This is a genomic window from Psychrobacter sp. NPDC064578 (genome assembly GCF_044901245.1).
GTDB classification, from domain to species: domain Bacteria; phylum Pseudomonadota; class Gammaproteobacteria; order Pseudomonadales; family Moraxellaceae; genus Psychrobacter; species Psychrobacter cibarius_C.
In genome coordinates this window covers 22,631-49,029 of the sequence record NZ_JBJDPI010000015.1, presented here as the reverse complement: position 1 = coordinate 49,029, position 26,399 = coordinate 22,631, and the positions used below count along the sequence as shown (strand labels likewise).

Below are 26,399 nucleotides of genomic sequence, written 5' to 3'. Positions count from 1 at the left end.
TTTTCAGTCTTATATATTCCAGAAGACACATTTTTAGGCAATATGGCTCACTATTACCATACGGCTTTACTCAGTCGGCTCTGCACGCGGCATCCCAGCTATTTTATAATAAACAAAGCCTCTCTCATCTCTCAAAACACTCTTACTGTCTGCTCTAACGCACCAGCTGATTGCATCAGGCTGCGCTTCATCAACATCACAAGCCAAAATAATCTGCTGACTTTGAGCGTTATCAAATGCCTGCTTCCACCCCGTTTCAAGCTCATCGATGCCGCGCTGTAGCTCTGCTTGCTGGTATCTCATCTCTGCAATCTCATCAAAGCTTGGCACATACCAAAATACCAGGGCCACCAAACTTATTATCACAGCCATCGTACCCGCTGCGACAGCGACTGCAATCCTTTTAATACTCATAGTCTCAATGGACTTATGAATTTTGTCCAAGTCTTTACTAGCTCTACCCTCGACCTGCTCAATCCGCGTTTTGGTGGTGGTCTCAAAGGTCTCAATATCTTCAATAATCTGCTTATGACCAGCTTGGTACTGATTGGTGAATAGGGCTAGATTGTCAGCGCTTGCGCTAAGTTTATCAGCAACTCCTTGCATGGTACTCACTTGTACCTCTATGCTGTCGTTTTTAGCAGTGACCACCGACTGTACAGCCGTATCAATCTGCTGTTTCATATCGGTGATAATGCCCGCTATTTTGTTGTCATAACGACTTGGCATCTCATTGTCAGTGAAAGCAGTCACTGCCGCTTGTAGCTGCTTTAACACGAGTTCTTGATACTGACTCAATGCCTGCGAAGTCGTGCTTGCGCTACCACCTAATTCTTCAATGGCAGAAGACACCTCACTCACCTTGCTATCAATACCGCTAAGCGAACGCTCAAGCCGCCTCGCTACCGCATCATCGGCTCGCTTAATCAGCTCACGCAAGGCCCCAATGACCGGAGTCAATGAAGTCACTAGGTTAACAAGTTGATCGTGTATGTCTTGCTCAGTGCGGTCATTTTTATTCATAGTAAGTACTCATTATTATAATCATCACAACTAAAATGGGCGTGGTGACGAGTAATGGCGCGCTTTTTCTTGAATAGCCTTGTCTATATCCAGCACTTGTGCGGCCAAGATTTGCGCTAAATTTTGCGTGCCCACGCGGATGTCAGGAACCTGCTCAAAACGCTCATTAAGCGCGTTTATAGTATCAATTTTATGACGGTCGCTAGGAAGCGTGCCGAGCGCTTGTAATAGTGTCTGTACCGACGTATCTCTGTCTATCATCACCCGTTTTGCATCCGTGTCTCGCAAACGCTTTTGCAACGCGGTGACATTATCAGTATGCTGAAGCGTTTTTAAGACGAGGGCCTCAGCAGCTAACTTTTCAGCCGCCTCTATCACAGTGGCAGTAGTATCAATCGCTTTAAAGTCGATCTTATCAATACGGTCTTTAACCCGTACCAGCATATTATCAAACCTGCTCTGATACGCCTTGACTTCTGCCTGTCGGGTACGCGCAAGGGCAGTAGCATCTTGCTCTTTTTGTTGTTTTTCTTGCCGCCGCCGATGTGCTTCCTCTCGCTCACGCCTGGCTTTGTTCTCAGTTTCGGCTTGCTCATGCGCTTTGTTGAGCTGGTATTGGAGCGCCATGGTACGAGTACGCCAGTCATCAAGCCGATCTGCGTTCAATTGAGTGGTCTTGGTACGGGTAATCTCATCGTATAAGTTATCATCTTGCACAATCACCGCTTCACTTTGATCAAGAAGGGCAATACGCTGCTCATAAAACGGCGATAGGCGCTGATAGGTTTTTTGACTAGTATTGATTTGCAGCTTTAATTGTTTGATGTCTTCATTATTGGCGGTTTTAAATGTCTTTACATCAGATACAAGCATCTTCAAACGTGCCTCAGCGGTATCATCTATCTCTACCGCTTTAAGAGCACGCAGCGCCTCACGCTCTTGCTCAAGCGCTTTAAAACGCTCAACATCAAGATCTGCCATTGCCGCGAACTTATGATAGGTGTCAAGATTACTCGTTACCTCGATCGTCTGCAAATCCTCAAACGCCTCCCGCCAGTGCCGCTGCAGCTCAGTTTTTTCAACATCAATCTCATCAAGCACTTTAAAATCAGTAGCCAGCTTATTGAGCGTTGCGGCAAAAGGTTTTAAAGTGGCCTTTAGCGCCTTATGATCATCAATAACTCGATTGTTAAGGGGAATAAGCTTTTTTAAAACTGCTTTATTGTTCAGCACCGTTTTATCAATCTGTGACAGCTGCTCTTCAAGGCGGCTAACAGCGCGGCCTGTTTGTAGGGTGTCATCTTGTCTAAATTGATCAACCAACACTAAAGCCGTCTTTAGTGCCTCACTTTGCTCTTTCGTATGTATTTTCCGGGCAAGCTCAATCATTTTTTGGCGGGGCTCGCTAAAATCCTGTCCCACCTCCTCGGTGAACCGCTGGGTACTCTTAATGTTTTTATCAATGGTAATAATCTGTTTAGACTGGTGCGCTAACTCTTCATGCAGCGCATCAATGGTTGAAAATAAGGCGCTGCGTACCATCTTTTTTTGACTCACAAAGTTGGCTGAGATTGCTAAAAGCTCATCAAGTGCGTGATCATTGGCCGCATCACTATGCGTCTGACTCTTATTTTTAGGAATAGCGGGTTCAAGTTCAGCGGCAGGATCTACAAAGCGGATATTACTGAGCTCAATTCGCGCAAAGGGTTTACGCTTTTTATAATGTATTGTGACGCCGTTAACCTCTTGTTCATTGCTTTCTAGGTCAATACGTCCCTTGTCGTCATACTCAATTACCAGACCATTTTTTTCAATGTAAGCATTGATCTCATCAATCGTCTCGTTGTACTCATGAATCACTGAACGATTGCCTTTGAGAATATCCTTATATAGTGACTTACCCAGTTTCATTTTTGGTAAACGACTGATGCCCAGCTCACGGTAGGATTTCTCACTAATGGTTTTATTCTCAGGCAGTAGCTCATTGGCCATATCCGCCCAAAGGGTGCGTTGATATTTAAGTTCATCGCCGCGCCCGTTTAACCCCTTAGATAACCGCTCCTCCGTTGACCACTGCAACCAATTCTTGCGTGCTGATAAAGCATAACCCTTAACATCCGCTACTATCTCACGGCTTGAGAGTAAAATATGGGCATGAAAGTTACGACTGGTCAGCTCAACCACTTCAACCTCCCCCACATGTTTCTCGTGACTGTGGGGCCGATGAATGGCCACATCGACAAGCACGTTATAGCGATCAGATAAGGTTTGAGCGTAGCACTCGGCCAGAACTATACGCTGATCAGCGGTGATTCCATCAGGAAACATCACATCAATCTCAGTACCCAATTGCGCGTTTTTACGAGTCTCAATGCGTTCGATATCATTCCAAAAACCCTCACGTGTCACTGCTAGATCCCCAGCAAGAGTTGGCGTTAACAACGCCGTATGCACCACATTTTTCTCAATAACTTGCGTGTATTTAGTGCCATCACTGTCCACTAAGTTTAAGATTTTGTCTTTAGCTTTACTGGTATAATCGTGGACGACTCCTGACTGCTCATCAACCAGTTTTGAGCCAGAATTATAAGCCGACTTTGCCACCACACTATGATTTTTCGCCTTACTAACGGCGCTAACCGACAGATGAAACCCTTTATTATTCATAGCAAAAAAACCCAATATTGAGAGATGATTTTTTGGGGGTTGTAGGGGGTTCGCCCCCTGCCGAACGACGGAGTTTATGTAAAAAAATAGCGCCCCTTGTGGGCCTTTTTTACATAAACTCCTAAGTTCGCTCTTAACAGAGGGTTAAAATACTACTGCGCCCACGAAACAATGTGGTCTTGTGTATTTTACTACCTTGCATCCCTATGTGTACACTGCTAGGATCAACTCTATCATAGTTGACTAGAAAAGGATGAGATAATGTCAGTAATATCAGATGATCTATTCGCAGATAAGATAAAGCAGTTACAGGCTATTAAAAAAGAAATCAATCAGGACAGACTTGAGGCACATCAGGTGTTGGGGGAATGGTTAGCCAACGCATTAGACGATGATGACAATCATGAACTACAAGCTATATTTTTAGACGCCCATGATAATGAAAGGTACGTTCGTTTAAAAAAGCACCGTGAGTTTTTAAAATCAATCGCTCATAAGATGCAAAGTGAGGCTAAGGAAACACCAAGCAGCTTTACACCACCTAAAAGCAGTCAGGACAGTGACCACGGTTCATTGCTTGATGCTTACTCATCAGCACAGTAGCTGCTAGAAATCGCCTAATTGAAGGTACAGCTGGATCGTCTACTAATTAGCGAAAGGTTAGGAAACGGTTATCGGCTGTTTTAAGCGTTTTAGAATAGCTTTAGCTACCATCGTATCGGACAGAGCGTAAAACGTATATAAGAGTGGTTTCTAGGCTTTTTAGCAACGGTTTGATAAGTGTTTACAGATGTGTCGATAATGGCTACTGAAAATGAAGACAAACTATCTACAAAAAATGAGACTGATATTGAGAATGTGAAAACAGGGTTGTCCAGAATGACAGACGAAGATATTCAAAATATCTTTGACCATGCTTTTGAAGATCTTCAAAGATCTAAGCTTGATCCGAACCATGCGAACGTGGAATAACATTAAGTAAATGGAGAATTGCATTCTGAGCTACTGATCAGTTTTACAAGTGATTGGTCGATCAAATTATCATCTTAAATCCGTCGGTTTTTTGGTTTTTTCCTTATTATTTAAAATAAAAATATATTTTTTACTTTTAAAAACTTTTAAAGACTTTTAGACAGTCTGTAAGCTTTGCTATTAAAGGGTTACGCACTCTATTATGCTACTTTTATCCCGCATTATGCTACTTTTATCCCGCATTATGCTACTTTTATCCCGTTTAAATGCTACTTTTATCCCGCATTATGCTAGTATCTTAAAGTAACTAGCATAATGAGGTTGTCATAATGAATGATGTCGAGCTATACGAAAAAAAATATCCTGAAAAATGGATTGTTATGCAGAATAAAATTACTCAAGCTTTTAGAGAGATGTCTATTGATGAGAAGCGCATCATTATTCTAGCGAGCCCATTGGTTAGGGTTAATAATGCTACTGAAAAAACACCGATAGAGGTTGCGTCTTCTGAATTTGCTAAGCTTAGCGGAATAGATAGAAACTCGGCTTATAAGCAAATGAAATCAGCTAGCAAAAAATTAATGAAGCGTACATTCATTTATGAGGATAAGGATGGTGATGATACAGAGGTTCAATGGCTAATCAGGTCGAAATATGCAGATGGCTATATATCGATGCATTTTACAGATGAGGTAATATACTTACTTCAGGTTTTTGATAAGCTCAACCCTTACACTAAATATTTAAAAGAAGATATCTTAAACCTCAAATTGACTTACTCGTTAGACCTTTACCATCTAGCAAAAAAGTCTGAGGGGAAGGGTGGTTTTTCTATGACTTTAGATCAATATAGGCAAGAACTTGGCACGCCTAAGTCGTATGAGCGCATCAACAATTTGAAAGAGAATGCAGTTGATGGGCCCATAAAAGAAATTAATCAGAAAACCGACATCAAAATCACCTATGAAAACATCAAACGTGGACGCACAGTTACAGGTTTGACATTCACCGTCAAGGCCAAGCCAACTAAGAAAAAAGGACAGGAGGGCCTAAATCAGAATAATGAGGATAGAGATATCCCACCTCTAACCGTTAAGCAAATTGATCGTTTTGCCCCTTTGTTGGCTAACTACTCACCGTTTGGTAGTTACGCACCATCAGGTAAAAGCACTCAAGAAGTTATTAGTTGGTTACACACTCAATTAAGAGATGAGGCTTTTTTAAAGACCCACAAAAAGCACTTACTGGCGATAGGCTATACGTTCCCTAAGCAGAAATCATAGCAAAGAAAAAAAGAGTAATTGAGCTAGCGTAGCCTATACAAATGGCTTATATTATATGTACATAAATAAGCCAAAAGTGATGTTATGACGACAACTAATTATAATATTAGGCTCGATCAAGAGCTAAAAGAAAATGCTTTTTCGGTATTTGAAAGCTATGGATTAACACCGTCTCAAGCGATCAAATTATTTTTGACCCAAGTGGCGCAAACCAATAAAGTGCCACTATCTTTTGAGTATCAGAAAGTAGCAGCTGTCAGTCAAGATGAATTGCCAATCTATAAAGAGCATACTGATTGAGAGAAAAGATGAGTATTAGATTTGAATGGGATGAACAAAAAAACATCACCAATCAGTGCAAACACCGTTTATCATTTGAGGCAGCTACCCGGGTTTTTTAGATCCTTTATGCCTGCGTCAGCAAGACAGGTATGAAAATGGTGAGGAGCGGTGGCAGGCGCTGGGTACAATAGACGGCACAGCAGTCTTATTAGTAGCCCATACGCAGACAGACATAGATGGTGGCGAGGTTATACGCATTATCTCGGCTAGGCGTGCCACAAAGAGTGAGAGGAGGCAATATGAACAAGGTTAGCTATCAAATAGACGATTTACCACCACTAACGGCAAAGCAACAAGCGGACTTAGAATATTTAGCAACGCTTAGTGATGACAATATTGATTTATCAGATATTCCAGAAGTTACGGATTGGTCAAACGCTATCCGTGGCAGTATTAAGCCGCAAGCGTTCTCTGCTGAAGCGAGCGTCATCAACCCAAGTATCATTGCCAAGTTTAAGGATAGAGCCAAGCAAACAGGTGGTGACTATCAAGAAATGATCAATAATGCGCTAGAAGAATACTTAGCGGATCACTAACTATAATTTAATGACCGTGACCTCAAGATCACTTGAGGTTTTTTTATATTTTGTATTGTAGTATATTGTAAATTGTATTATACTACATACATAATATACAACAATTACATATTTATTCATACAAAATTAAGGACGATGATGATGGCCATCACTATTCAGCAAATTCATGCTACTGCCGACCAATTGCAAGAACAAGGAATTAAGCCAACATTAGCTGAGGTGCGTAAGGCTTTGGGCGGTGGTTCATTCACAACCATCAGTGAGGCGATGAAGTCTTGGCGTCAGGATAACCAAGAAGAAGAGCAGCTCAGACAGGTTGAGCTACCAAGTGGTATCACTGAGCGCTTACAAGCGCTTGGTGCGGATATGTGGCAGACGGCCATTGATATCGCTAATGATCGCTTGGTGAAAGAGCGTGAGGCACTAGAGAGTATTAAGGCCAAGGCACAAGCTGAAACAGATGAGGCGCAAGAGGCGGTTAAAACGCTAGAGAGTGAACAAGCCGATTTGTTGGTACAGCTCGATGAAGTCACAGCAACGGCAGAGGCAGCAGCAATCAGTACAGCTCAAATGACTGCTGAGCGTGATACGCTGTTACAGACGCTCAGTGATACTCAGCACGCGCTTGAGCTTGAGCAAGCTAAAACAGATGCAGCCCAAGTGCAACTTGCAGAGCTACACAGCAGCTTTGACCAGCAAGCAAAAGAGCTTAACGTCAACTTATCAAAAGTGGCCACGCTTGAAGCCACTGCTCATAGCGATAAAGCAGAAATTTCACGTCTGCAAATAGAACTGACCGCGACTAAGGATGAGCTAAAGAAAGTCACTACTGAACGCAATGAGATAGCGACTGACACAGCAGAGGTTAAAGGGGAGTTAAAGGCCATAATCGCTGAGCGTAACAAACTATCAGGACTCAACGATCAGTTGACTCAAACACAGGCTAAGCTTGAAGCTGAGCATAGCGTATTGAATAAACAATATAGCGAGCTATCAAGCCGTCATTTATCAAAGCAGGAACAAGCGACTCTGTTACAAGATCAACTTAAGAAAGCACAAGATGCTCTAATACTTATTCAAAACAAAGATAATACTTTGGATGCTGACTAAATAAAAGTATTCGAGGTTTCAGTTTAATTAGGATTTCAAGATAAAGAACAGTTATAAGTTTGGGAGGTAGTTTACCCAAGGCATAGATCTCGTTCTATTCACACTAAGCTTATGAATCAACCATGACAATATCGACTCACTGAATAAGTGACTGCTGTATAATAACTATTCTAAATTTTTCTCTGGACTCTTATAGTATATAGCCGAGTGGGCTATATACTACTTAAATTAGCCTAAGTGAATTTATGCTGATTTTGGAGCCTTGAGCAGATTTCAAGGAACACTCACCCTAAAGCGATTATGAGTAGATAAAATACTCACAATCGCTTTAGTGCATTCCTTGGATTTGATGTGATTAGTCATGCCGACTTCATCGCCCATCGCGTCATCAAGACCGTATCACTGTATCAAGCTACGGTTGTTAAGATTACGGCTGATAGCACCGCCTAGACACGCTCTTAACCGCTACTGTGCTGTCATACGCTAGCAAGGGCATAAACCCAATATACCGCTACGATATGCACGAGTAACCACTCATTGCGTTGCTCAATATGTCTAGAACCCCCTGTCGAGAGCTTACCCCTGTGTCAAACGCAGTCGTCGCCGAGGCCTGCCACCCATTTGACGGGTAACGGGTACAAAGAGAGCAGCACAAGGATGTAACGAGCGAACAAGCAGTTTTTAAAATGTATAGTGAATAAGGTTGATATGAAAGCAGTTTTTAAAATGTATAGTGAATAAGGTTGATATGAAAGCAGTTTTTGGATAAAATGCACCTACACGGGCATTTAATGCTGTTCAAATAACGCACTGCGTATGCTTATTTGTTCGTTACAGGGTGTTGACGCACTCTGTAACCGTTAGCTACATTAAAAACTAAATGCCTCTAGGAGTCAACTCCCAGAGGCATTTTTTTGTTTAGTCTTTCGATATGACTCTGGTAAATCTTTAGGTGCTATCATAATCAACTTTCTCAAGTACTTCAAATCGCTTTGAGAGTGTCATAATCTCTCAAAAAACCATCTGAACCGCCTCAGGTTTTCGGAGACTAAACAGTCTTAGAGAGTACGACGAACTCGGGGTGGTTTACCCATACGCTTTGAGCTAAGCCACATCTTCATGAGCGTCGTTTCGTAATTTGTCTTGTAATGCTAGCAATCCAAAAATTTCTCAGTTTTGCGCCAGAAATGTGCAGGTAGTGCACAAGCGGTATCATGTGGCATCTTAAACGCGCTTGCCGATAATTCTTGTAATGAGTAATGATATCAGTAGTGTCTATTTCTGACTGATCAAATCATGAAAGGTTAAATACACCCTGATGTTAAGCACAAAAAAACCCAGCAATGATAGTAAGATCACTACTGGGTTGGAGAAAAGCAATAAATATGTTGTGCTGACTTCTCAGGTCTTATTTATCATTCATAGCAAGGTAGATATTACGATCTGATGCGGATGCGTCATCCACATATTTTGAATCACGCCATGTCGTATAAGCATAGACACCACTGTATGGGCTGATACTGTTCTGACGGAAGTCAGAAATCCAATCTGTACCATCGAAAATTTGAATATGGCCATGTGGACGCTTTGATGAGCGATCATAGACAATAACATCACCTACTTGGGTTGGCATATCATTGCTGATTTTGCTGAAACCTGCTTTATCAAGTGTGCCACGAGTAGCGTACTGATAGGCTGAAGGATTTGGAGTGAACTCATAACCAGCTGATTGTAGTGCTTTACGTACGTAACGGGCACAGTATCCAGAGCTGCTAGATAGAGCCACTCGTGAAGCGCGAGCAGCAGCGATAGCGGGTGCTGAATTGCTATCAGGGATAGTATTGACTTGCTGCTGTTGTCTTTCAGCATATAAGCGGCTACTTGATAACGAAAGCTGTTTCTCTTTTTGTTGAGCCTGCGCACTTAAGTTGCTAATTGCTTGACTGATTTCATCATTGCTAGAAACATAAGCACCACTTTTGGTGCTATAAATATTTTTTGACGAACTGTAGTTTGATGCCGCAGAAATATTGGTTATATTATTACTTGTTTGAAAGGTCGTTACAGCAGCAGTACTCGTTTGTGCTATGCCCATACCCAGTACTGACAAAATCAATAAGGCCTGTTTCATAAATCTAATACCTACGGTTAATTCAAAATGGTCTGTTGTCCATAACAGAGCAGTCAATTAAATCTCAACAACTCAAGAATATACACATTGTGGTGACTAATAATTATGCTGCAAACCCTTATTCCATAGGCGGCCGGCATTATCAACGATTTCGCTAAAACCTTATAAATTTATTGGAAGTCAAACTGTTAGCCAAAACACAAATCGGACTTTAGCATAGGCTGTAAAGCATGTCATCACTAATAAAAATCTGATAAAAGCTCTTTTTAAGCTTATAAAATGATAAAAAATACCTATTTTATAATGTAATTTCGTGTAACATTTATAGAATATAGCTGACCAACCTGACAACAATATCTCCTGTTTGATAAGCAGAAAAAAACTTTTGAGGATTAAATCTAAATTAAGGATTTAATCCTCAAACGTTTTTTTAGTGGGTGAAGTAATTATGCTATATAGGGTTTAACCAATTATTAAAATAATATACTAATTTATAGTGTCAATATGAATTTTAATTCGCTAAGGAACTATGTAATCTTACGTAATTGTTGCGATACATCATGTAGTTCCTTGTATTAATTTCTAAGAAATTGGTTATTTTAAAGACAGATAACATCTAAAATAGGTTACATTGACATAAAAAGTTACATATCCAAATTTATTTTTAGCTTTTGAAGTTCCACTATCTGATGAAAAAATTAGGTTTAGGAATAAAAATCCTTGTACTAACATAGGTATTAATTCTGCAAATGGAATGTATCTTGTTAGAACTGCATTTATATTTATTTGTTCATGCACCTCGACACTTATTTCTAATATGCAGACTGCTTACCCCAATCATAAATACCGCGTTTGTAAGCATAAATCAGCATGATTAAGCCGGCGATAATCATCGGCGCGCTTAAGATTTGCCCTTTGGTCATCCAACCTAATAATATGAATCCTTGGTCAGCATCTGGCTGGCGGAAGAATTCAATGATAAAGCGGCTGATGCCATAGCCTAGTAAGAATACAGCGGAGGCGGCCATACGTGGACGTGGTTTTGATGAATACCACCATAAGAATATAAATAGCAGCAGACCTTCGGCAAAGGCTTCATATAGCTGTGATGGATGACGAGGCAATATGTATTGACCATTGACTTCAATCATCAATTCTTGCAATTGTGGATTGCTCTGTAATTGCTCCATATCAAACGCCGCGGCTTGCGGAAAGTAGGTCAGCCAGTTATAGCCACCGTCTGAGACGCGACCCCATAATTCGCCATTGATATAGTTGCCGATACGCCCAAACAGTAAGCCGGTTGGTACACAAGGAACGATAAAATCGAATACTTGAAAGGTAGTCTTTTTATATTTACGGGCAAAGAACCACATACCTAGCATGACGCCGATAAAGCCGCCGTGGAAAGACATACCGCCTTCCCAGACTTTTAATATATAGGCAGGGTTTTGGAGTAATTCACCGAACTGATAAAACAGCACATAGCCAATACGACCGCCTAAGATGACACCAAGCGCGCCATAAAAGACTAAGTCAGAGACCATGTCGGTGGTCCAATTGTCGCGTTTGGTACTGCGATACCAAGCCAAACCGTAAGCGGCAGCAAAGGCTAGCAAATACATTAGCCCATACCAGTGCACTTCCAATGGACCCAAGGAAAGCGCTACGGGATCATACTGAGGATGAATCATCATAAAGGCATCATAATTATTGGTAATAGAATGTATGAAATAGGCTTATATAAGAAATTTTTTGTCCAACAATTGAAAAGTACAACTATCGCAAGTCAGAATCTCATCTTATGGATAGAGAGACCTTCCAAGTAAACTCGCCTTCGATCTAATCTGAGCGGTTCATAGACAGTATGAAGGTATTTACTACCTGGCAATCAACAACTTTACAGCAACCTCAAAAAGACACTCATCTTTGATAGTAATACTAACTTTGCCATTATGAGCATTGGCGATAGCTTGCACAATAGATAAGCCTAAGCCTGTTCCTGAATGCATCGTATTCGTTTTATCATGACGATAGAATCGCTCAAACAGTTTATCGGCTTCAATCTGATTTAATGGTTTGTCTAGACGATTGGTCATAGTTATTCTTAACCAGAGCTGCTCTGGGGATTGAATATCGTCTTTTGGCGCATTAAGCGAGGTGCTTGAAGTGAGGACGGTAGCGGATATCATAATAGTGCTATTACTAGCCGCATAATAAATCGCATTTGACATCAGGTTGGCAAACAGCCGTTGCAATAAGCCTTTATCACCTAGTACTGTTTTAAAGTCACCCGATTTTTCAAAGGTTATCTCACGATCCTCAGCAATCATCTCATAATAATCTATAAGCTTTGTGATCAAGCTCTCTATATCGACATGACTGATTTGCGAATCACTCAGCTCTTTTTGAGTTTTTGCCAGTAGTAACATATCGTTAATCATGGCGGATAACTGCTTTAACGTATCATGCTGATGATGCAATTGCTCAATGTATTCGTCGCTTTCTCTTGGCTTAGTTAACATGACTTGCGTTTGCGTACTCAGCGTCGCTATTGGCGTACGTAGCTCATGGGCGATATTGTCTGAAAACCGTGATAATGATTCAAAGTTACTTTCAAGCTTGACCATCATAGAATTATAGGACTCCGTTAGTGGACGTAATTCTAACGGCATATCGCCAACCACAATTCTTTCATCTAACCTTTGAAGATTAATGCCTTTCATCTTTTGTACGATAGTAGCTAGGGGAGCAAAACCCCAGTGTACACTTAGTGCAGCTACTGAAACCAATAATAAGGTGATGGCGATAAGTATCAAGCTCAGCTGGCGATTAAACTGGATAAGATATTGATGATGCACATCGATAGGTAGAGCAATAAATGCCAAAACCTCTTGATGTGTAATGATAATGGCTCGGTAATGCCTATTATTTATCTTGATCATAAACTGCTGATCTCGATAGTCCTGCAATAGTTGTAACAAGCTAAAATCTGCCGGTAGATCATTGATGAAATTACTGGGATCGCTGGATAATAATTTGCCATTTTTATCTGATACTAAGGTTTTTAAATCATAATCCAGCCAAGAAGAATGTAGATGATTGGCATCAATTAGCGCTTGCGACTTTGATACTGTGAATGGTTCTATGTGATCTTCCAAACTAACCATACGTTTGCGCAGGTTAAAAGCTGCATGAGTAAGGATTTCTGAGTCCATTTGCTCAAAGTGTCCACTCACAGAGCGCTGAACCCATGCGTAGATAATAACCTGAGAGATAATAACGAACAATGTCAGTAAAAAAATAGTTCGCCATAACAGTGACCAACGCCGATTCTTAGATTTATGTCTCATTTGATGCCAGACTGTCTTTATTAATACTATCGTCGCCCATGCCACTATCCACGTCGACAGCCAGTGGCTCTAACTTGTAGCCCATTCCGCGTACCGTATGAATCAGCTTTATATCAAATCCATCATCAATTTTTATCCGCAAGCGCCTTATAGCCACGTCAATGACATTCGTATCACTCTCAAAGTTTATATCCCATACTTGCGAGGCGATCACAGTGCGCGGCAGTACCTCACCTTGACGTTCTAAGAAAAGTTGTAATAAAGCAAACTCTTTAGCAGTCAATTTTATATTAGTGTTGCCTCTATGAACGGTGCGTTTGGCAATATCCATTTTCAGATCAGCTATGTGTATGACCGAGCTTTTATAATCAGATTGATTGGCACGGCGCAATAGGCTTTTTATTCTAACAATCAGTTCAGCAAAAGCAAAAGGCTTGGTCAGATAATCATCGCCACCAATTTCAATGCCCTTAATCCGATCGCTTAAATCATCTTTAGCCGTTAAAAATAAAACTGGCGTATGCTTTCCAGCAGCTCGGTAGCGCTGTACCAACTCAAAGCCACTGACGTCAGGTAGCATGACATCCATCAAAACCACACTAAAATCTTCAGTCATTAACGCATGATAGCCATCTAAACCTGTCATGTGATGATCCACGATGAAACCGGCCTCAGTTAAGCCTTTCTTAATATATTCTCCAAGGTTTTTCTCATCTTCTACTAACAGTACTTTCATCGTTGCTTACCTTTATATCATTATAGTTGTCAACAGCGTATCACTAACATTGTTAGCTTATCAGCCATATATTTATCAGGAACCCTTGTTATAACAGTGTTCTTTGGATAGAGACAGATGCTGGTATTTGGTTTTAATGACAAGAAGATGACAATATTATGCTGTTCCTAACGAACATGTAATATCCGTGTCATCTAGCTGTCAGCCACCATTTAGTATTCTAAATCAACGCCGCATATTGGCTTGTCTCTGATACAGACTGCCTCTACGAGTAAAGCAATTATCCTACTTAAACAGTTTGTTATTTATCTTTAAAGGGTCTTATATGAAAAATTATAGTTCATTAAAAAAAGCAGCTTTGCTTTCAGTATCGATGTTAGTGGGCATGTCAGCGGCCAATGCGCATACCACAAACTTAGATGCTTCTGTTCTCGGTAATTGTGATGCGCTCACTAGTTTTGCAAAGAACGCAGATCATAACGATGCACAGATTTCTAGCGTGCAAATGAAAGGCTATGTTGATGCGAGAGTCGCGTGTCAGGTGCAGCATCAAGATCAACACTTGCAGTCTGAAAAGTATTTTGTGAAAAAATATGGTAGTGAGAAGTAATACTAAAAGATTATCTGCGATATTAAAATACAAAATTAGAAGTCTGACAACATTGTAATCTTAACGTCATCTACCAGTCAGAATGATTAATGTATCATTTAGGCTGGTTTAACAGCTATTGAACTCAATAGCCTTTAATCCAAACAATAGGAATTAATCATGTCACAATTTAAATTACTGTCTAAATCAATCGCAATGACGGCCATCGCTCTTGTCGTATCGACCTCAGCTATGGCGCATGACCCTAAAATGCATGCTGAAAAAGATCAAATGAACTGTGAAAAAATGCAAAAGCATATGGATATGATGGGAAAAATGGATCATAGCAAGATGGACATGAGCGATCCTGCCATGAAAGCGATGATGGCTAACATGGGTAAAATGAAGCAAATGTACCAAAAACACTGCGTTACTAACGACAGTAAATCTTAAAAATTTTAGCTCTGTTAAATAGCAGTCAACACTTAACGGAAATAAATTCTTAGGAAAACATATGAAATTTTTATTGGGTGCGCTCTTTACCGTATTTGTGGCAATCGTTAGCGTGTTTGCGGTTGTTACTAGTGGCGTTGTCAATGTGGGAGCTGACCAAGAGCATAGCCCAATGATGTTTAGCTTTTTAGAAACTGCTCGCAATCGTTCCATAGAAAATGCCAGTAAAGATATTGTGGTACCAGATTTAGAGAAGGTTGAGCTAATCAGTTCTGGTGGCGCGGACTATAAGGATATGTGTGCAGGCTGTCACTTGTCTCCGGGAGTGGCACAAACTGACTTTAGTGAGAGCTTATATCCAAAGCCGCCCAACTTTACCAAGGCTGATATTGTCAAACGTTATCAAACAGAAGACGGTGCAAAGCAAAGCTTTTGGGCAATTAAGCACGGTATTATGGCATCTGGAATGCCTGCGTGGGGCGCGTCCCATGATGACGGTAGAATGTGGGCAATGGTAGCCTTCATTAGATCGTTACCTGAATTAGATGAAAGCCAATACACGATGCTAACCACTAGGATAGATGGCGATATGATGGACATGTCATTTGACGGTGATATGAATATGTCAGATGGTGGTGATATGGGTATGAATATGTCGGATGATGGATCTGGAATGCAGCATTAATACTTTCTAGATATGAAAGCCTCCTAACTCACGGTTGTCGCTATTAATAATGCAGTACTGAACAGTGCTGCATTTAATGTTTTTAGTTAAGTACATAAGAATTCAAATATAGGGTGTAAGTTTTTAGAATATCGAGCATAACAATAGACGTTTAGGAGTAATTTAATGAGACATTACACACATGTGCTTTCTAATGGACATAGCTGGTTATCCGGTCGTGTCCTTTTATTGATGGTGACATCGTCACTCTCGTTAACGCTAGCCGCTTGCAGCCAATCTAATACCAGTGGCTCTGATTCTCAACCAGTAAAGGTTGAACAGTCTGCTACCCAGAATGCACAAGTACAAAATGAAAGTTCTGCTCCTACAAATGCTCCCGTTAACAGCTCGTCATCATTACTCAAAAACGTCTCAGCCACGGTTTATAAAGATGCCAACTGCGGCTGCTGTAAAGAATGGGTAGGCTATGCAAAAAACAATGGATTAAGTGCAACCACGCACGATGTGGAAGATCTATCCTTATTTAAGGAGCGTTATGGCGTACCACAGCAAATGCGCTCTTGTCATACCACCGTTACCACCGACGGTTTTGTCTTTGAAGGGCATGTCCCTGCTAAACACATGGCTGAATTCTTAGCAAATCCTCCTGCACAAGCTATTGGACTTGCCGTACCGAGTATGCCGGTTGGTAGCCCCGGTATGGAGTATGAAGGTAAATTCATGCCTTATAAGGTAATGCAGCTTAATAAAGACGGCACCACAGAAGTCTATGCTGCTATTGAGTCTCCTCAGCAGCAGCTGTAGTGTTGGCTTAGATGTGAATAGATTCTGTTAAATATCGAAAATGTTATAACTATAAGCTTAACCACCATCTCTCAAATTAAATCAGGTTATCATTATGAATAAAAAGAACATACTGAACCGCCGACGTTTTTTAACCGGATCCTCTGCTGTCCTTGGTGCCTCCTTGATGCCGACTATTGCTAGTAGCGCATTGGGACAATCGAGTCGCTCAGGCAGTCAGGGCGCTACTATTAACAGTGATAAACCCGATCATAAAGTACCCATACTGACAGGCAAAGAGTTTGATCTTTATGTCAGCAAAAAACCCATCATTGTTGATGGCAAGTCAAGCACGGCGACGCTCATTAATGACTCATTACCAGCGCCAACGCTAAAAATGCGCGAGGGCGATACGGTAGTGATACGCGTCCATAACCAAATGAATGAGTCGACCTCTATTCATTGGCATGGTCTACTAGTACCGTTTGAGATGGATGGCGTGCCCGGCATTAGTTTTGATGGTATACCAGCAAATAGCACCTTTACGTATAAATTTACGCTGAAACAATCTGGCACTTATTGGTATCACTCGCACACTGGATTCCAAGAACAAACCGGTATGCGCGGGGCCATCGTCATTGAGCCGAAAGGGCGCGAACGTCATCCTATCGACGAAGACCATGTGATCGTGCTTAGTGATTGGACCAGCCGCAACCCGCATAATCTCTTGAAGCTGCTCAAACAGCGCGCCGACTTTGACAACTACCATCTACCAGACTTCAAAAAACTGCTTGCTGATATTGCCGAAACGGATATGAAAACCGCGTTTGATAAGCGCAAAATGTGGAATCAGATGCGCATGATGCCGACAGACTTTACTGATCTGTCTGGTGAAAAAACCTTTACCTATCTGATGAATGGTAAAACCACAGCGGCTAACTGGACGCAACTTGTCAAGGCTGGACAGCCTGTCAAACTACGTTTTATTAATGGTTCAGCGCAGACGATATTTGATGTACGCATCCCCGGCCTAAAAATGAAAGTCGTCGCGACGGATGGGATTGATGTCAGTCCCGTCGATATCGATGATTTCCGTATTGGGGTGGCCGAGACTTATGATGTCATCGTGACGCCCACTAAAGACGCGCATACCATATTTGCTCAAAACATAGATCGGTCAGGCTATGTTGCGACAACGCTTGCTACCAAAAAAGGTGCTCGTCCTGCGATACCTGCTATGGACAAAATCGAATGGCTGACGATGGCCGACATGATGGGCGCCATGGGATCGAATGGCTATAACGCTAAACATGCCAAAACAGAATATGACTTTAAGTCCGATATGCGCGTTGATAGTCCGCGTATGAACCTTGATGACCCTGGTATTAATCTACGTAACATTGATAGAAAGGTTTTGAATTATAGTCAGTTGCGCTCTGTCGGCGATGAGATAATGGCAGAGCAGCGCAAACCCACCAGAGAGATTGAAATACATCTGACGGGAAACATGGAGCGCTATATTTGGGCTCTAGACGGGGTTATGTTCAAAGATGCCGCACCGGTCAATATTAAGCCCAACGAGCGCGTACGTATTACCTTAGTCAATGACACCATGATGAATCATCCCATGCATTTGCATGGTATGTGGAGCGATCTGCGGATGCCTTCAGGTGAGTTTCAAGTACGTAAGCATACGATAATGGTACAGCCTGCACAAAAGATAAGCTTTGATGTCACCGGAGAAGCTGGCAGATGGGCATGGCATTGCCACTTGCTCTATCACATGGAAGCAGGGATGTTTAGAGAAGTTGCCGTTGTTTAATAAACCTTCGAATATGAGCCTTATTATGAAAATATATAAAGTAGGTCTACCGTTTATTGGCATGTCATCTTTGATGCTACTAATGTCACCTTTAGCAAACGCTGCTGAGATGTCGAACATGGATCATGGCAGTATGGACATGTCTGGTATGGACATGTCAGATATGGATCACAGCAGCATGGATATGTCGGGCAATATGTCAGATATGGACCATAGTGGCATGGATATGTCAGGCGATATGTCGGATATGGATCACAGTGGTATGGATATGTCAGGTGACATGTCAGATATGGATCATAGTGGCATGGATATGTCGGGCGATATGTCAGGTATGGATCATAGTGGCATGGATATGTCGGGCGATATGTCAGGTATGGATCATAGTGGCATGGATATGTCGGGCATGGATCATGGCAGTATGGACATGTCAGGAATGCAAGGTGGCGAAGCACCAGCCGATGCTCGAAGCCCTGACTACTCGAACGGTGTTCCCTATGGTCGCTTTGGTAAGCCTGTGATGATGGGTAGCTTACCGTTATGGGGCGTATCAGTAGACGATTTGGGCTATCAATTTGACGATGATCAAATCAATTATGAGTTTGATACGTGGTACGGTACAGACAGCAACCGCGTAACGCTACGTAGCGAAGGTAGTATCCAAACTAAAGATGATAAAGAAATTGATAGCTTAACCTCACTATCTTACTGGAAGCCACTTAGTATTTTTTGGAATGGGGAAGCCGGTGTTGCTTATGATACCGAAAATGATAAATCTGCCGTGATGGCTGGTATTGCAGGCACTGCACCTTACTTCATCGAAACCGATGCTAGAGCTTATTTATATACTGATGGGCAAGTTCGTCTAGATCTAGGTGCGGAGTATGAGTGGCGCTTAGATCAACATTGGGTAGTGATTCCAGAAGTAGAGCTGACGGCGTTTAGCAAAGATGATACAGATAACCATATTACTAAAGGCTTTAATGAGTTTGGGGCTGACGTTAGGCTTACTTACGAGATGTTAAGTCGTCAGCTCGCGCCTTATGTGGGTATCAGCTATGAGACCGCTTTAGGCAACGCAAGAGATTTGCGACGTCAAGAAGACGAAGCTGTTGATTCTAGTAGCGTTACAGCTGGTGTGAAATTTTGGTTCTAGTGTTAACCATGTAAGTAACAACAGTTTATAACACTAGCTCTAAAAAAAGGCACCTCTTTATTTAGGTGCCTTTTTACTAAATTAAGGACAAGAATATGAATAACCATATGGATAATAAACAGAAGCAAATGAACCCTTATGTAAAGTTCACAATCATGATTTTAACATCGACAGTCGTGATGTTTATCATGATGTATTTTAATACTTATCAATGGGATCACGTTTATTTTAGCGAAACCAGAGCTTATATGGCGTTATATATGGGCGCTATGATGGCTATTATTATGCTCGCCTTTATGACCAATATGTATAAAAAGACTAAGGTCAATCTAATGGTTTATGGGATTAGTGTCGTGCTATTTGCCTTTGGTTTATGGGGCGTTAGATCACAACAAACGGTCGATCAAGTGGATTGGATGCAGGCGATGATACCGCATCACTCGATTGCTATTTTGACCAGTTCGCGTGCTGATATCGAAGATCCACGTGTACGCCAGCTTGCTGATGACATTATCGAAGCACAAAAGCGTGAAATCGGTGAGATGCAAGCGCTTATTGATGAGTTGGAATAGGCAGTCACAAATTTTGAGCACTTTGTATTAGGTGTTATTAAGTAAGCAGACTATTGAGAGGTGTACGTTCACACACTAGCACTATATCATTACTTATACTAAGGAAATAACAAATAAGGAGTCCTTGTAATGGTTATTATGATGCACGGTATGATGAACGGGACTATGCACGGCATGATGAATGGATCGATGCACGGTATGGGTTGGGGAGAATCTATTGTCTCCTTATTGTTTACAGTACTGGTTTTTGCGGTACTGATATTGACTATTATGGCCTTACTCAAATATTTGCGTAATAAAGATTAAGTTCCAATTGAAACTTAATTTTCGAGATATCTAGATTAGTAATTAGATGAATAGCAATTAAAGGTTGATGATTGTGCTTTAAAAGCTTTATTTATTGTCTTCAAGGAGTGATTTTATGAAACATATTGCCGATGAAAAATCTATCAAAGGTGGTCAGTACGATAAAGTGCCAGAAAACTATAGTGGTACGGTTTATATCTGCCCGATGCATCCTGAGGTTAGAGATACTGAGAAGAGCGATTGTCCGATATGCGGCATGTTTCTCAAACCTGAAGACGAGGTTGCTGAATCCAACAATAATGAGGGCAGTCATGCGCATTGTCATAAAGCGGATGCTAATAATAGTACTGAGTTAAAGTCTGTCGAAGGCAATAAGTACGACAAGATACCAGAAAATTATAACGGCACGATTTATATTTGTCCTATGCATCCAGAAGTAAGAGATGTTGAAAAAAGTGACTGCCCAATATGTGGCATGTTTCTTAAACCTGAAGACGAAGTTGCTAAAGATGATAGTCACGCCAGTTGTCATGGAAAGGATACTGATAGTAGCGGAGTAAAATCTGTTAAAGGCGGTAAATACGATAAAGTACCTGCTGATTACGATGGCACGGTATATACCTGTCCTATGCATCCTGAAGTGAGAGACGTTAGAAATAGCGGTTGTCCGATATGTGGTATGGCGCTTGAGCCCGAAACGCTTACTATCGGTGAAGAGGACACCTCAGAGCTTGACGATATGACTCGTCGTTTTTGGATATGTACCGTGTTGACTGTACCGCTATTAATATATGTGATGAGCGGTATGTTTGACTTAAACGTAGTTAATTTTAGTCAGTATGGTATCTCTTCAAAGATCTTACAATGGGCTGAGTTAGTGCTCGCGACCCCTGTAGTGCTTTGGGGCGCCGCCCCGTTTTTCGTCCGTGGCTGGCAGTCTATAAAAAGCCGCAATCTAAATATGTTTACCTTGATTGCGATAGGCGTAGGCGCTGCTTATATTTTTAGTATTGTCGCGACCTTTTTTCCCGATATTTTCCCAGACAGTTTCAGAGATGCCTCTGGTCAAGTCGGAGTCTACTATGAAGCGGCAGCGGTCATTGTGACCTTGGTGCTACTGGGTCAAGTATTAGAGCTCAAAGCTAGAAGTCAAACTTCAGGTGCGATTAGAGCTTTGCTTGAGCTCGCACCACCAACCGCAAGACGTGTCGATGAAAACGGTAAAGAAGTCGAAGTCTCGCTTGATGAGGTCGTCACTGGCGATAAGCTACGGGTTAAACCAGGTGAGAAACTACCCGTAGATGGTACAGTGATCGATGGTAATAGTAATGTTGATGAATCAATGGTGACGGGTGAGCCAATCCCTGTATCAAAAGTAGCAGGAGATACAGTGACTGGTGGTACGGTAAATGGCACCGGAACGCTATTAGTCGAAGCGGTCAATGTTGGAGCAGATTCAGTATTATCTAAAATTGTACAAATGGTTGCTGAAGCCCAGCGTAGCCGCGCACCTATACAGAAATTGGTAGATAAGGTAGCTGGGTGGTTCGTACCGATCGTGCTTATTTGCTCCGTCATTACCTTTATTGTCTGGGCAATATTCGGCCCTGAGCCCGCTATGACCTATGCTTTGGTTAACGCGATTGCGGTACTGATTATTGCTTGTCCTTGTGCCCTTGGTCTAGCGACGCCGATGTCCATTATGGTTGGTACCGGCAAAGGCGCGCAAAACGGCGTCCTCATCAAAAATGCTGAAGCGTTAGAGAGTATGGAAAAAGTCGATACCATTGTCGTCGACAAGACCGGAACACTGACCGCTGGTAAGCCCGAGCTTACCGCAATTGATGCGCAGGTAGGTCAAGATGAAGACGAGTTCCTCGCATTGGTAGCCTCAGTAGAAAGCGCTAGCGAGCATCCTTTAGCAGAAGCTATCGTTAGAGCAGCTCAAGAAAGATCACTCATTATTCCTAAAGCTACTGACTTTAATTCGACTACTGGCGAAGGCGTACAAGCCGTGGTCGATGGTAAGAAAGTCGCTATTGGTAACTCTAAGCTTATGGAAAGCCTAAATAGTTTTGATAATGAGCTGTCCACTAAAGCTGATGTCCGTAGAAAAGACGGAGAAACGGTAATGTTTGTGGCTATAGACGGTAAAGCTGCTGGTATTATTTCAGTTGCTGACCCTATTAAACCAAGCACTAAAGAGGCTATTTCACTGCTTCATGACGCAGGTTTAAAAGTTGTGATGCTAACCGGTGACAACGAAAAAACCGCGCAGGCAGTCGCCAATAAACTAGGTATTGATGAAGTTCATGCGGATGTCTCACCAGAGGATAAAAACCGTATCGTCAAAGAAATGCAAGACAGCGGTAAATTGGTCGCTATGGCGGGTGATGGTATCAACGACGCACCAGCGCTAGCGCAAGCTAATGTTGGTATCGCTATGGGAACTGGTACCGATGTGGCGATGGAGAGTGCGGGCATTACCCTGCTAAAAGGTGATTTAATGGGCATTGCCAAAGCTTATAAGCTTAGCCACGCCACCATGCGCAATATCAGACAGAATCTGTTTTTTGCCTTTATCTACAATGCACTTGGTGTTCCTATTGCCGCAGGTGTGCTCTATCCCATATTTGGGCTTCTGCTCAGTCCGATGATAGCAGCGGCAGCGATGAGCTTGTCGTCATTCTCGGTGATTGCTAACGCGCTGCGATTGCGCCGTTTGAAACTATAATTCTGGTACGGTAAAAAGTGTTCTAAAGCACACTGACACATACTGGTCTAAACAAGATCACAAAATATAAGGATACCGTTATGGGCAGCTTTTCTATTACACATTGGCTGATTTTATTGGTCGTAGTGGTGGTCGTATTTGGTACTGCCAAGCTTAAAAATGCAGGTAAAGATTTAGGCGGTGCGGTGAAGGGTTTTAAAGAAGCGGTCAAAGATGAAGAACCCGAGAATGCTCGCAAAAATCATGTGCTTAGCCATGAAAATAGTACGCCAGCTGCAAGTAATGATTTAAATACGCGTGTAGGTAATCAGGCTGATGATATGGAAATCAGCCCTATTTCCACTGATGACCAGCCTAAAGTATGAAGCGCGCCGCTTATAAATAGCGGCACTAAGTAGTCTATTAATATATGTGACTGTTATGTTTGATATTGGGTTTTCCGAATTACTCTTGTTTGGCGTCATTGCTTTAATCGTATTGGGGCCAGAAAAACTGCCGCAAGCCGCACGTACCGCTGGGCAATGGTATGCCAAACTGCGCCGTACAGTATCCACTCTACAATCTGAAATAGAAGCTGAGCTTGATCTAGCTGAAACACGTCAACAAATGCAAAATGAACTTGCGAAAATCCGTCAGACCGAGTCGGATATGAAGCGCGAATTAGCAGAAATGCGTGGCAGTATGCAAAAGTTTGAGCAGTCACAGAACCAAAGCCTAGACGCTTCACATCAGTCAATCACCCCTTATGATAAAGACCATCAACAGAATACTACCTCCTCGTTCATTAAACAGGAGGCGGATCAGTGAGCCTATTTAAACGGCAAAAAAGTCGACAAGAAAAAATAACAGATATAGAGTTTGAGGCGCCAACAGATACAACACAGAATAGTGAGTCTGGAGATACGTTAGGTACGCTTGGCGATATGCCTATTACCGGACATTTAATCGAGCTGCGTACGCACTTAATAAGAATATGCGTGGTCGTCTTAATTATATTCTTAGTATTGGTGGGATTTTCACGCGAGCTTTATAATCTTTTATCAGACCCATTAGTGGCGCAGTTACCCATCAATTCGACCATGATTGCCACTGATATAACGTCAAACTTTATGGCACCCATTCGCTTAACGATATTCGTCGCCGCATTTTTAGCAATGCCTTATATCCTGTATCAAATTTGGTCATTTGTAGCTTCCGGCTTATATAAAAAAGAGAAGAAAATTGCCATTCCTGTACTGCTATCTTCGATATTTCTATTTTATGCTGGTGTTGCTTTTTCCTACTTTGTCGTACTCAAAGGGGTATTGAAATTTTTTATTATGTTCGCTCCGCAGAACGTTATACCAATGACCGATATTGACAGTTATCTGAGCTTTGCCCTCAAGCTATTTATGGTGTTTGGACTGACTTTTGAGATTCCAGTGGTTACCTTATTGCTGATAATGGCCGGAATCGTTTCTACTCAAATTTTAGAAGATAAGCGTCGTTATATCATAGTCGGCTGTTTTGGGATCGCCGCGGTAGTGACACCGCCTGATGGTGTATCAATGCTGTTGTTGGCGATTCCTATGTGGCTATTATTTGAGCTGGGTTTACTCTTAGCAAAGATATTAATTAAAAATGAACGAAATAATGATTTAGTCTCAGGGAATGAAACATTAGAAAGTAGCTAGCACTACTTAAATACGCCAAGAACCTTTTTTACTTTTTACTTTTTACTTTTTACTAGAGTATGTCAGCGTGAGTACTCTACTTAGCGACGGACTCTAAATGGAACACCCAACTAATAACAACGAAAAAAATGACGGTCTTGCAAATCGACTTAACCAAGAGTGCTACTGCATTACCCTTGATCGTAAAGCGCTTAATACAAGCCTTCAAGATCAATTGGTAGAAACTAGAAACAATCCAATAGGAGCGAACGAGCTTAATAAGCTTTTTTCAGCAACACCCGTGTTCGTTCCCAAAACAGAGATAGAGGCGATGGAGCGAATCGTCAGGGCTATCGAGTCAGCTGCCGAACTGCCATTGTATCAAGAGCAAGTGCTGTCGTGGGCACCAGAAATAGCTGCTTTCGACCCAGGCCCAATAGGGGCCCTCATGGGTTATGACTTTCACTTGGGTAGCGATGGACCTCAGCTCATCGAGGTCAATACTAATGCCGGTGGCGCATTTCTGAATGTGTTGCTCGCTCGCGCACAAAAACGCTGTTGCAACCCCTCAGAGCAAAGCGCTGCAACCAATCAAATGCTAGATAGGTTCGAGGAAGCAGTGTTTGACATGTTCAAACAGGAATGGCAGCGACAGTCCGCTGTTGCTATGCCCAATCGGATAGCCATTGTGGACAATGACCCCGAGAGTCAGTTCATGTTCTTAGAGTTTGAGTTAGCCTGTCAACTGCTCCAAGCTAGAGGTATTGATACTGTGATACTTGATCCCTCTGAACTCGAGTATATCGACGGTACGTTAACAGCCCATGGCCAGAAAATCGATATGATTTACAATCGGCTTGTCGACTTTGCATTTGAGGACCCTGACCATGTATTGCTTAAGCAGGCTTATTTAGAGGGTGCTGTGGTAGTGACACCCAATCCCCGCGTACATGCTATGTTGGCCAATAAGCAAAACCTGACATTGCTATCAGACTCCCAAATATTGCGCTCTTGGGGTCTGGATGAGGCTGCAGTGGAGTGCCTCGAAAGGTCTGTACCGAGGACTAAGATTGTATCAAGAGACGATGCAGCAGAGTTGTGGCTTACTCGGCGGCAACTGTTTTTTAAGCCAGTTGCTGGTCATGGAAGCAAAGGCGTTTATCGCGGTAGCAAACTGACTCGACGCGTCTTCGAAAACATTCTGGATGAAGATTATATCGCACAGACCTTTGTCCCTGCAGGAGAGAGATCACTCAAAATTGATGACATCGTAACAACAAGAAAGGTAGATATACGTCTTTATACGTATGGCGGAAAACTGTTACTACCTGCTGCGCGTGTGTATCAAGGTCAGGTGACTAACTTCCGTACGCCAGGCGGTGGATTCGCGCCTGTCTTTCAGGTGTGATCGTCTAGGTCTTATTTAGATAGCATTAGGCTGTTATAAGTCCGGTTAACTAATTCAATATTCTTCTTACCTAACAAAAGATGGTTGTA

At 42.0% G+C, this 26,399-nt stretch carries 25 protein-coding genes and 1 pseudogene; 20 read left to right on the top strand and 6 right to left on the bottom strand.

Features of this window, described 5'->3' with window-relative positions; translation table 11 throughout:
* Positions 1–66: 66 nt before the first annotated feature.
* Positions 67–1,023: a hypothetical protein gene (locus tag ACI2JM_RS14145; RefSeq protein WP_404645004.1), complete on the bottom strand. Its 957-nt coding sequence runs from the start codon at positions 1,021–1,023 to the stop codon at positions 67–69.
* A gap of 30 nt (positions 1,024–1,053) precedes the next feature.
* On the bottom strand, positions 1,054–3,690 hold the full coding sequence (locus ACI2JM_RS14140) for a MobA/MobL family protein (RefSeq protein WP_404645002.1): 2,637 nt from the start codon (positions 3,688–3,690) through the stop codon (positions 1,054–1,056).
* Between the two features lie 261 nt (positions 3,691–3,951).
* Here ACI2JM_RS14140 and ACI2JM_RS14135 point away from each other — a divergent pair, with 261 nt between their 5' ends.
* From ACI2JM_RS14135 to ACI2JM_RS14105, 7 genes and pseudogenes are all read left to right on the top strand, one after another.
* The gene (locus ACI2JM_RS14135) at positions 3,952–4,293 is read left to right on the top strand and encodes a hypothetical protein (RefSeq protein WP_045448302.1); all 342 of its coding nucleotides are present in this window, start codon (positions 3,952–3,954) and stop codon (positions 4,291–4,293) included.
* A 198-nt stretch (positions 4,294–4,491) separates the two neighbouring features.
* Positions 4,492–4,662, top strand: a complete 171-nt coding sequence (locus ACI2JM_RS14130; protein WP_157292455.1) for a hypothetical protein — start codon at positions 4,492–4,494, stop codon at positions 4,660–4,662.
* A 329-nt stretch (positions 4,663–4,991) separates the two neighbouring features.
* The gene (locus tag ACI2JM_RS14125) at positions 4,992–5,945 is read left to right on the top strand and encodes a replication initiation protein (RefSeq protein WP_045448300.1); all 954 of its coding nucleotides are present in this window, start codon (positions 4,992–4,994) and stop codon (positions 5,943–5,945) included.
* An 84-nt stretch (positions 5,946–6,029) separates the two neighbouring features.
* Positions 6,030–6,245, top strand: coding sequence for a type II toxin-antitoxin system RelB/DinJ family antitoxin (locus ACI2JM_RS14120; RefSeq protein WP_045448298.1), 216 nt, complete (start codon positions 6,030–6,032; stop codon positions 6,243–6,245).
* An 8-nt stretch (positions 6,246–6,253) separates the two neighbouring features.
* Positions 6,254–6,540 (top strand): annotated as a pseudogene (locus ACI2JM_RS14115) (BrnT family toxin).
* Positions 6,527–6,823 (top strand): hypothetical protein, encoded by a 297-nt coding sequence (locus ACI2JM_RS14110; protein ID WP_045448295.1) that lies wholly within the window; start codon positions 6,527–6,529, stop codon positions 6,821–6,823. The pseudogene ACI2JM_RS14115 and the gene ACI2JM_RS14110 overlap by 14 nt, the downstream one beginning before the upstream one ends.
* A gap of 141 nt (positions 6,824–6,964) precedes the next feature.
* On the top strand, positions 6,965–7,933 hold the full coding sequence (locus tag ACI2JM_RS14105) for a DNA-binding protein (RefSeq protein WP_404644999.1): 969 nt from the start codon (positions 6,965–6,967) through the stop codon (positions 7,931–7,933).
* 1,408 nt (positions 7,934–9,341) lie between these two features.
* Here ACI2JM_RS14105 and ACI2JM_RS14100 read toward each other — a convergent pair.
* The 4 genes from ACI2JM_RS14100 to ACI2JM_RS14085 all read right to left on the bottom strand — a co-directional run bounded on the left by ACI2JM_RS14100 (position 9,342) and on the right by ACI2JM_RS14085 (position 14,153).
* Positions 9,342–10,064, bottom strand: coding sequence for a CHAP domain-containing protein (locus ACI2JM_RS14100; protein WP_060492333.1), 723 nt, complete (start codon positions 10,062–10,064; stop codon positions 9,342–9,344).
* Positions 10,065–10,876: 812 nt separating this feature from the next.
* On the bottom strand, positions 10,877–11,761 hold the full coding sequence (lgt, locus tag ACI2JM_RS14095) for a prolipoprotein diacylglyceryl transferase (protein WP_011959981.1): 885 nt from the start codon (positions 11,759–11,761) through the stop codon (positions 10,877–10,879).
* Between the two features lie 183 nt (positions 11,762–11,944).
* Positions 11,945–13,417, bottom strand: a complete 1,473-nt coding sequence (locus tag ACI2JM_RS14090; RefSeq protein WP_404644996.1) for an ATP-binding protein — start codon at positions 13,415–13,417, stop codon at positions 11,945–11,947.
* Entirely contained in the window at positions 13,407–14,153 is a 747-nt protein-coding gene (locus ACI2JM_RS14085) for a heavy metal response regulator transcription factor (protein ID WP_201555269.1), read from the bottom strand. The genes ACI2JM_RS14090 and ACI2JM_RS14085 overlap by 11 nt, the downstream gene beginning before the upstream one ends.
* A gap of 325 nt (positions 14,154–14,478) precedes the next feature.
* On the opposite strand from ACI2JM_RS14085, the gene ACI2JM_RS14080 reads away from it, so the two are divergent.
* From ACI2JM_RS14080 to ACI2JM_RS14020, 13 genes are all read left to right on the top strand, one after another.
* Positions 14,479–14,763, top strand: coding sequence for a hypothetical protein (locus ACI2JM_RS14080; RefSeq protein ID WP_062844972.1), 285 nt, complete (start codon positions 14,479–14,481; stop codon positions 14,761–14,763).
* Positions 14,764–14,922: 159 nt separating this feature from the next.
* Complete coding sequence (locus ACI2JM_RS14075; RefSeq protein WP_011959985.1) at positions 14,923–15,195, top strand: hypothetical protein; 273 nt, start codon at positions 14,923–14,925, stop codon at positions 15,193–15,195.
* Positions 15,196–15,256: 61 nt separating this feature from the next.
* On the top strand, positions 15,257–15,880 hold the full coding sequence (locus tag ACI2JM_RS14070; protein ID WP_045448094.1) for a cytochrome c: 624 nt from the start codon (positions 15,257–15,259) through the stop codon (positions 15,878–15,880).
* A gap of 165 nt (positions 15,881–16,045) precedes the next feature.
* The gene (locus ACI2JM_RS14065; protein WP_062844971.1) at positions 16,046–16,684 is read left to right on the top strand and encodes a DUF411 domain-containing protein; all 639 of its coding nucleotides are present in this window, start codon (positions 16,046–16,048) and stop codon (positions 16,682–16,684) included.
* Between the two features lie 94 nt (positions 16,685–16,778).
* Positions 16,779–18,485 (top strand): copper resistance system multicopper oxidase, encoded by a 1,707-nt coding sequence (locus ACI2JM_RS14060; RefSeq protein WP_062844970.1) that lies wholly within the window; start codon positions 16,779–16,781, stop codon positions 18,483–18,485.
* Positions 18,486–18,510: 25 nt separating this feature from the next.
* On the top strand, positions 18,511–19,638 hold the full coding sequence (locus tag ACI2JM_RS14055) for a copper resistance protein B (RefSeq protein ID WP_404644993.1): 1,128 nt from the start codon (positions 18,511–18,513) through the stop codon (positions 19,636–19,638).
* Positions 19,639–19,733: 95 nt separating this feature from the next.
* A complete protein-coding gene (locus tag ACI2JM_RS14050; protein WP_037059145.1) occupies positions 19,734–20,210 on the top strand; it encodes a DUF305 domain-containing protein in 477 nt (158 codons plus the stop codon).
* A gap of 150 nt (positions 20,211–20,360) precedes the next feature.
* Entirely contained in the window at positions 20,361–20,516 is a 156-nt protein-coding gene (locus ACI2JM_RS14045) for a hypothetical protein (RefSeq protein ID WP_201555241.1), read from the top strand.
* A 115-nt stretch (positions 20,517–20,631) separates the two neighbouring features.
* A complete protein-coding gene (locus ACI2JM_RS14040; RefSeq protein WP_062844968.1) occupies positions 20,632–23,250 on the top strand; it encodes a copper-translocating P-type ATPase in 2,619 nt (872 codons plus the stop codon).
* An 80-nt stretch (positions 23,251–23,330) separates the two neighbouring features.
* Positions 23,331–23,615, top strand: coding sequence for a Sec-independent protein translocase subunit TatA (gene tatA / locus ACI2JM_RS14035; RefSeq protein WP_011959992.1), 285 nt, complete (start codon positions 23,331–23,333; stop codon positions 23,613–23,615).
* Between the two features lie 55 nt (positions 23,616–23,670).
* Positions 23,671–24,057 carry a Sec-independent protein translocase protein TatB gene (gene tatB / locus ACI2JM_RS14030; RefSeq protein ID WP_036599454.1) on the top strand — a complete coding sequence of 129 codons (387 nt, stop codon included), beginning with the start codon at positions 23,671–23,673 and terminating at the stop codon, positions 24,055–24,057.
* A complete protein-coding gene (tatC, locus tag ACI2JM_RS14025; RefSeq protein WP_011959994.1) occupies positions 24,054–24,923 on the top strand; it encodes a twin-arginine translocase subunit TatC in 870 nt (289 codons plus the stop codon). The genes tatB and tatC overlap by 4 nt, the downstream gene beginning before the upstream one ends.
* Positions 24,924–25,431: 508 nt before the next feature.
* Positions 25,432–26,310 (top strand): hypothetical protein, encoded by an 879-nt coding sequence (locus ACI2JM_RS14020; RefSeq protein WP_244656567.1) that lies wholly within the window; start codon positions 25,432–25,434, stop codon positions 26,308–26,310.
* The last annotated feature ends 89 nt before the right edge of the window (positions 26,311–26,399 follow it).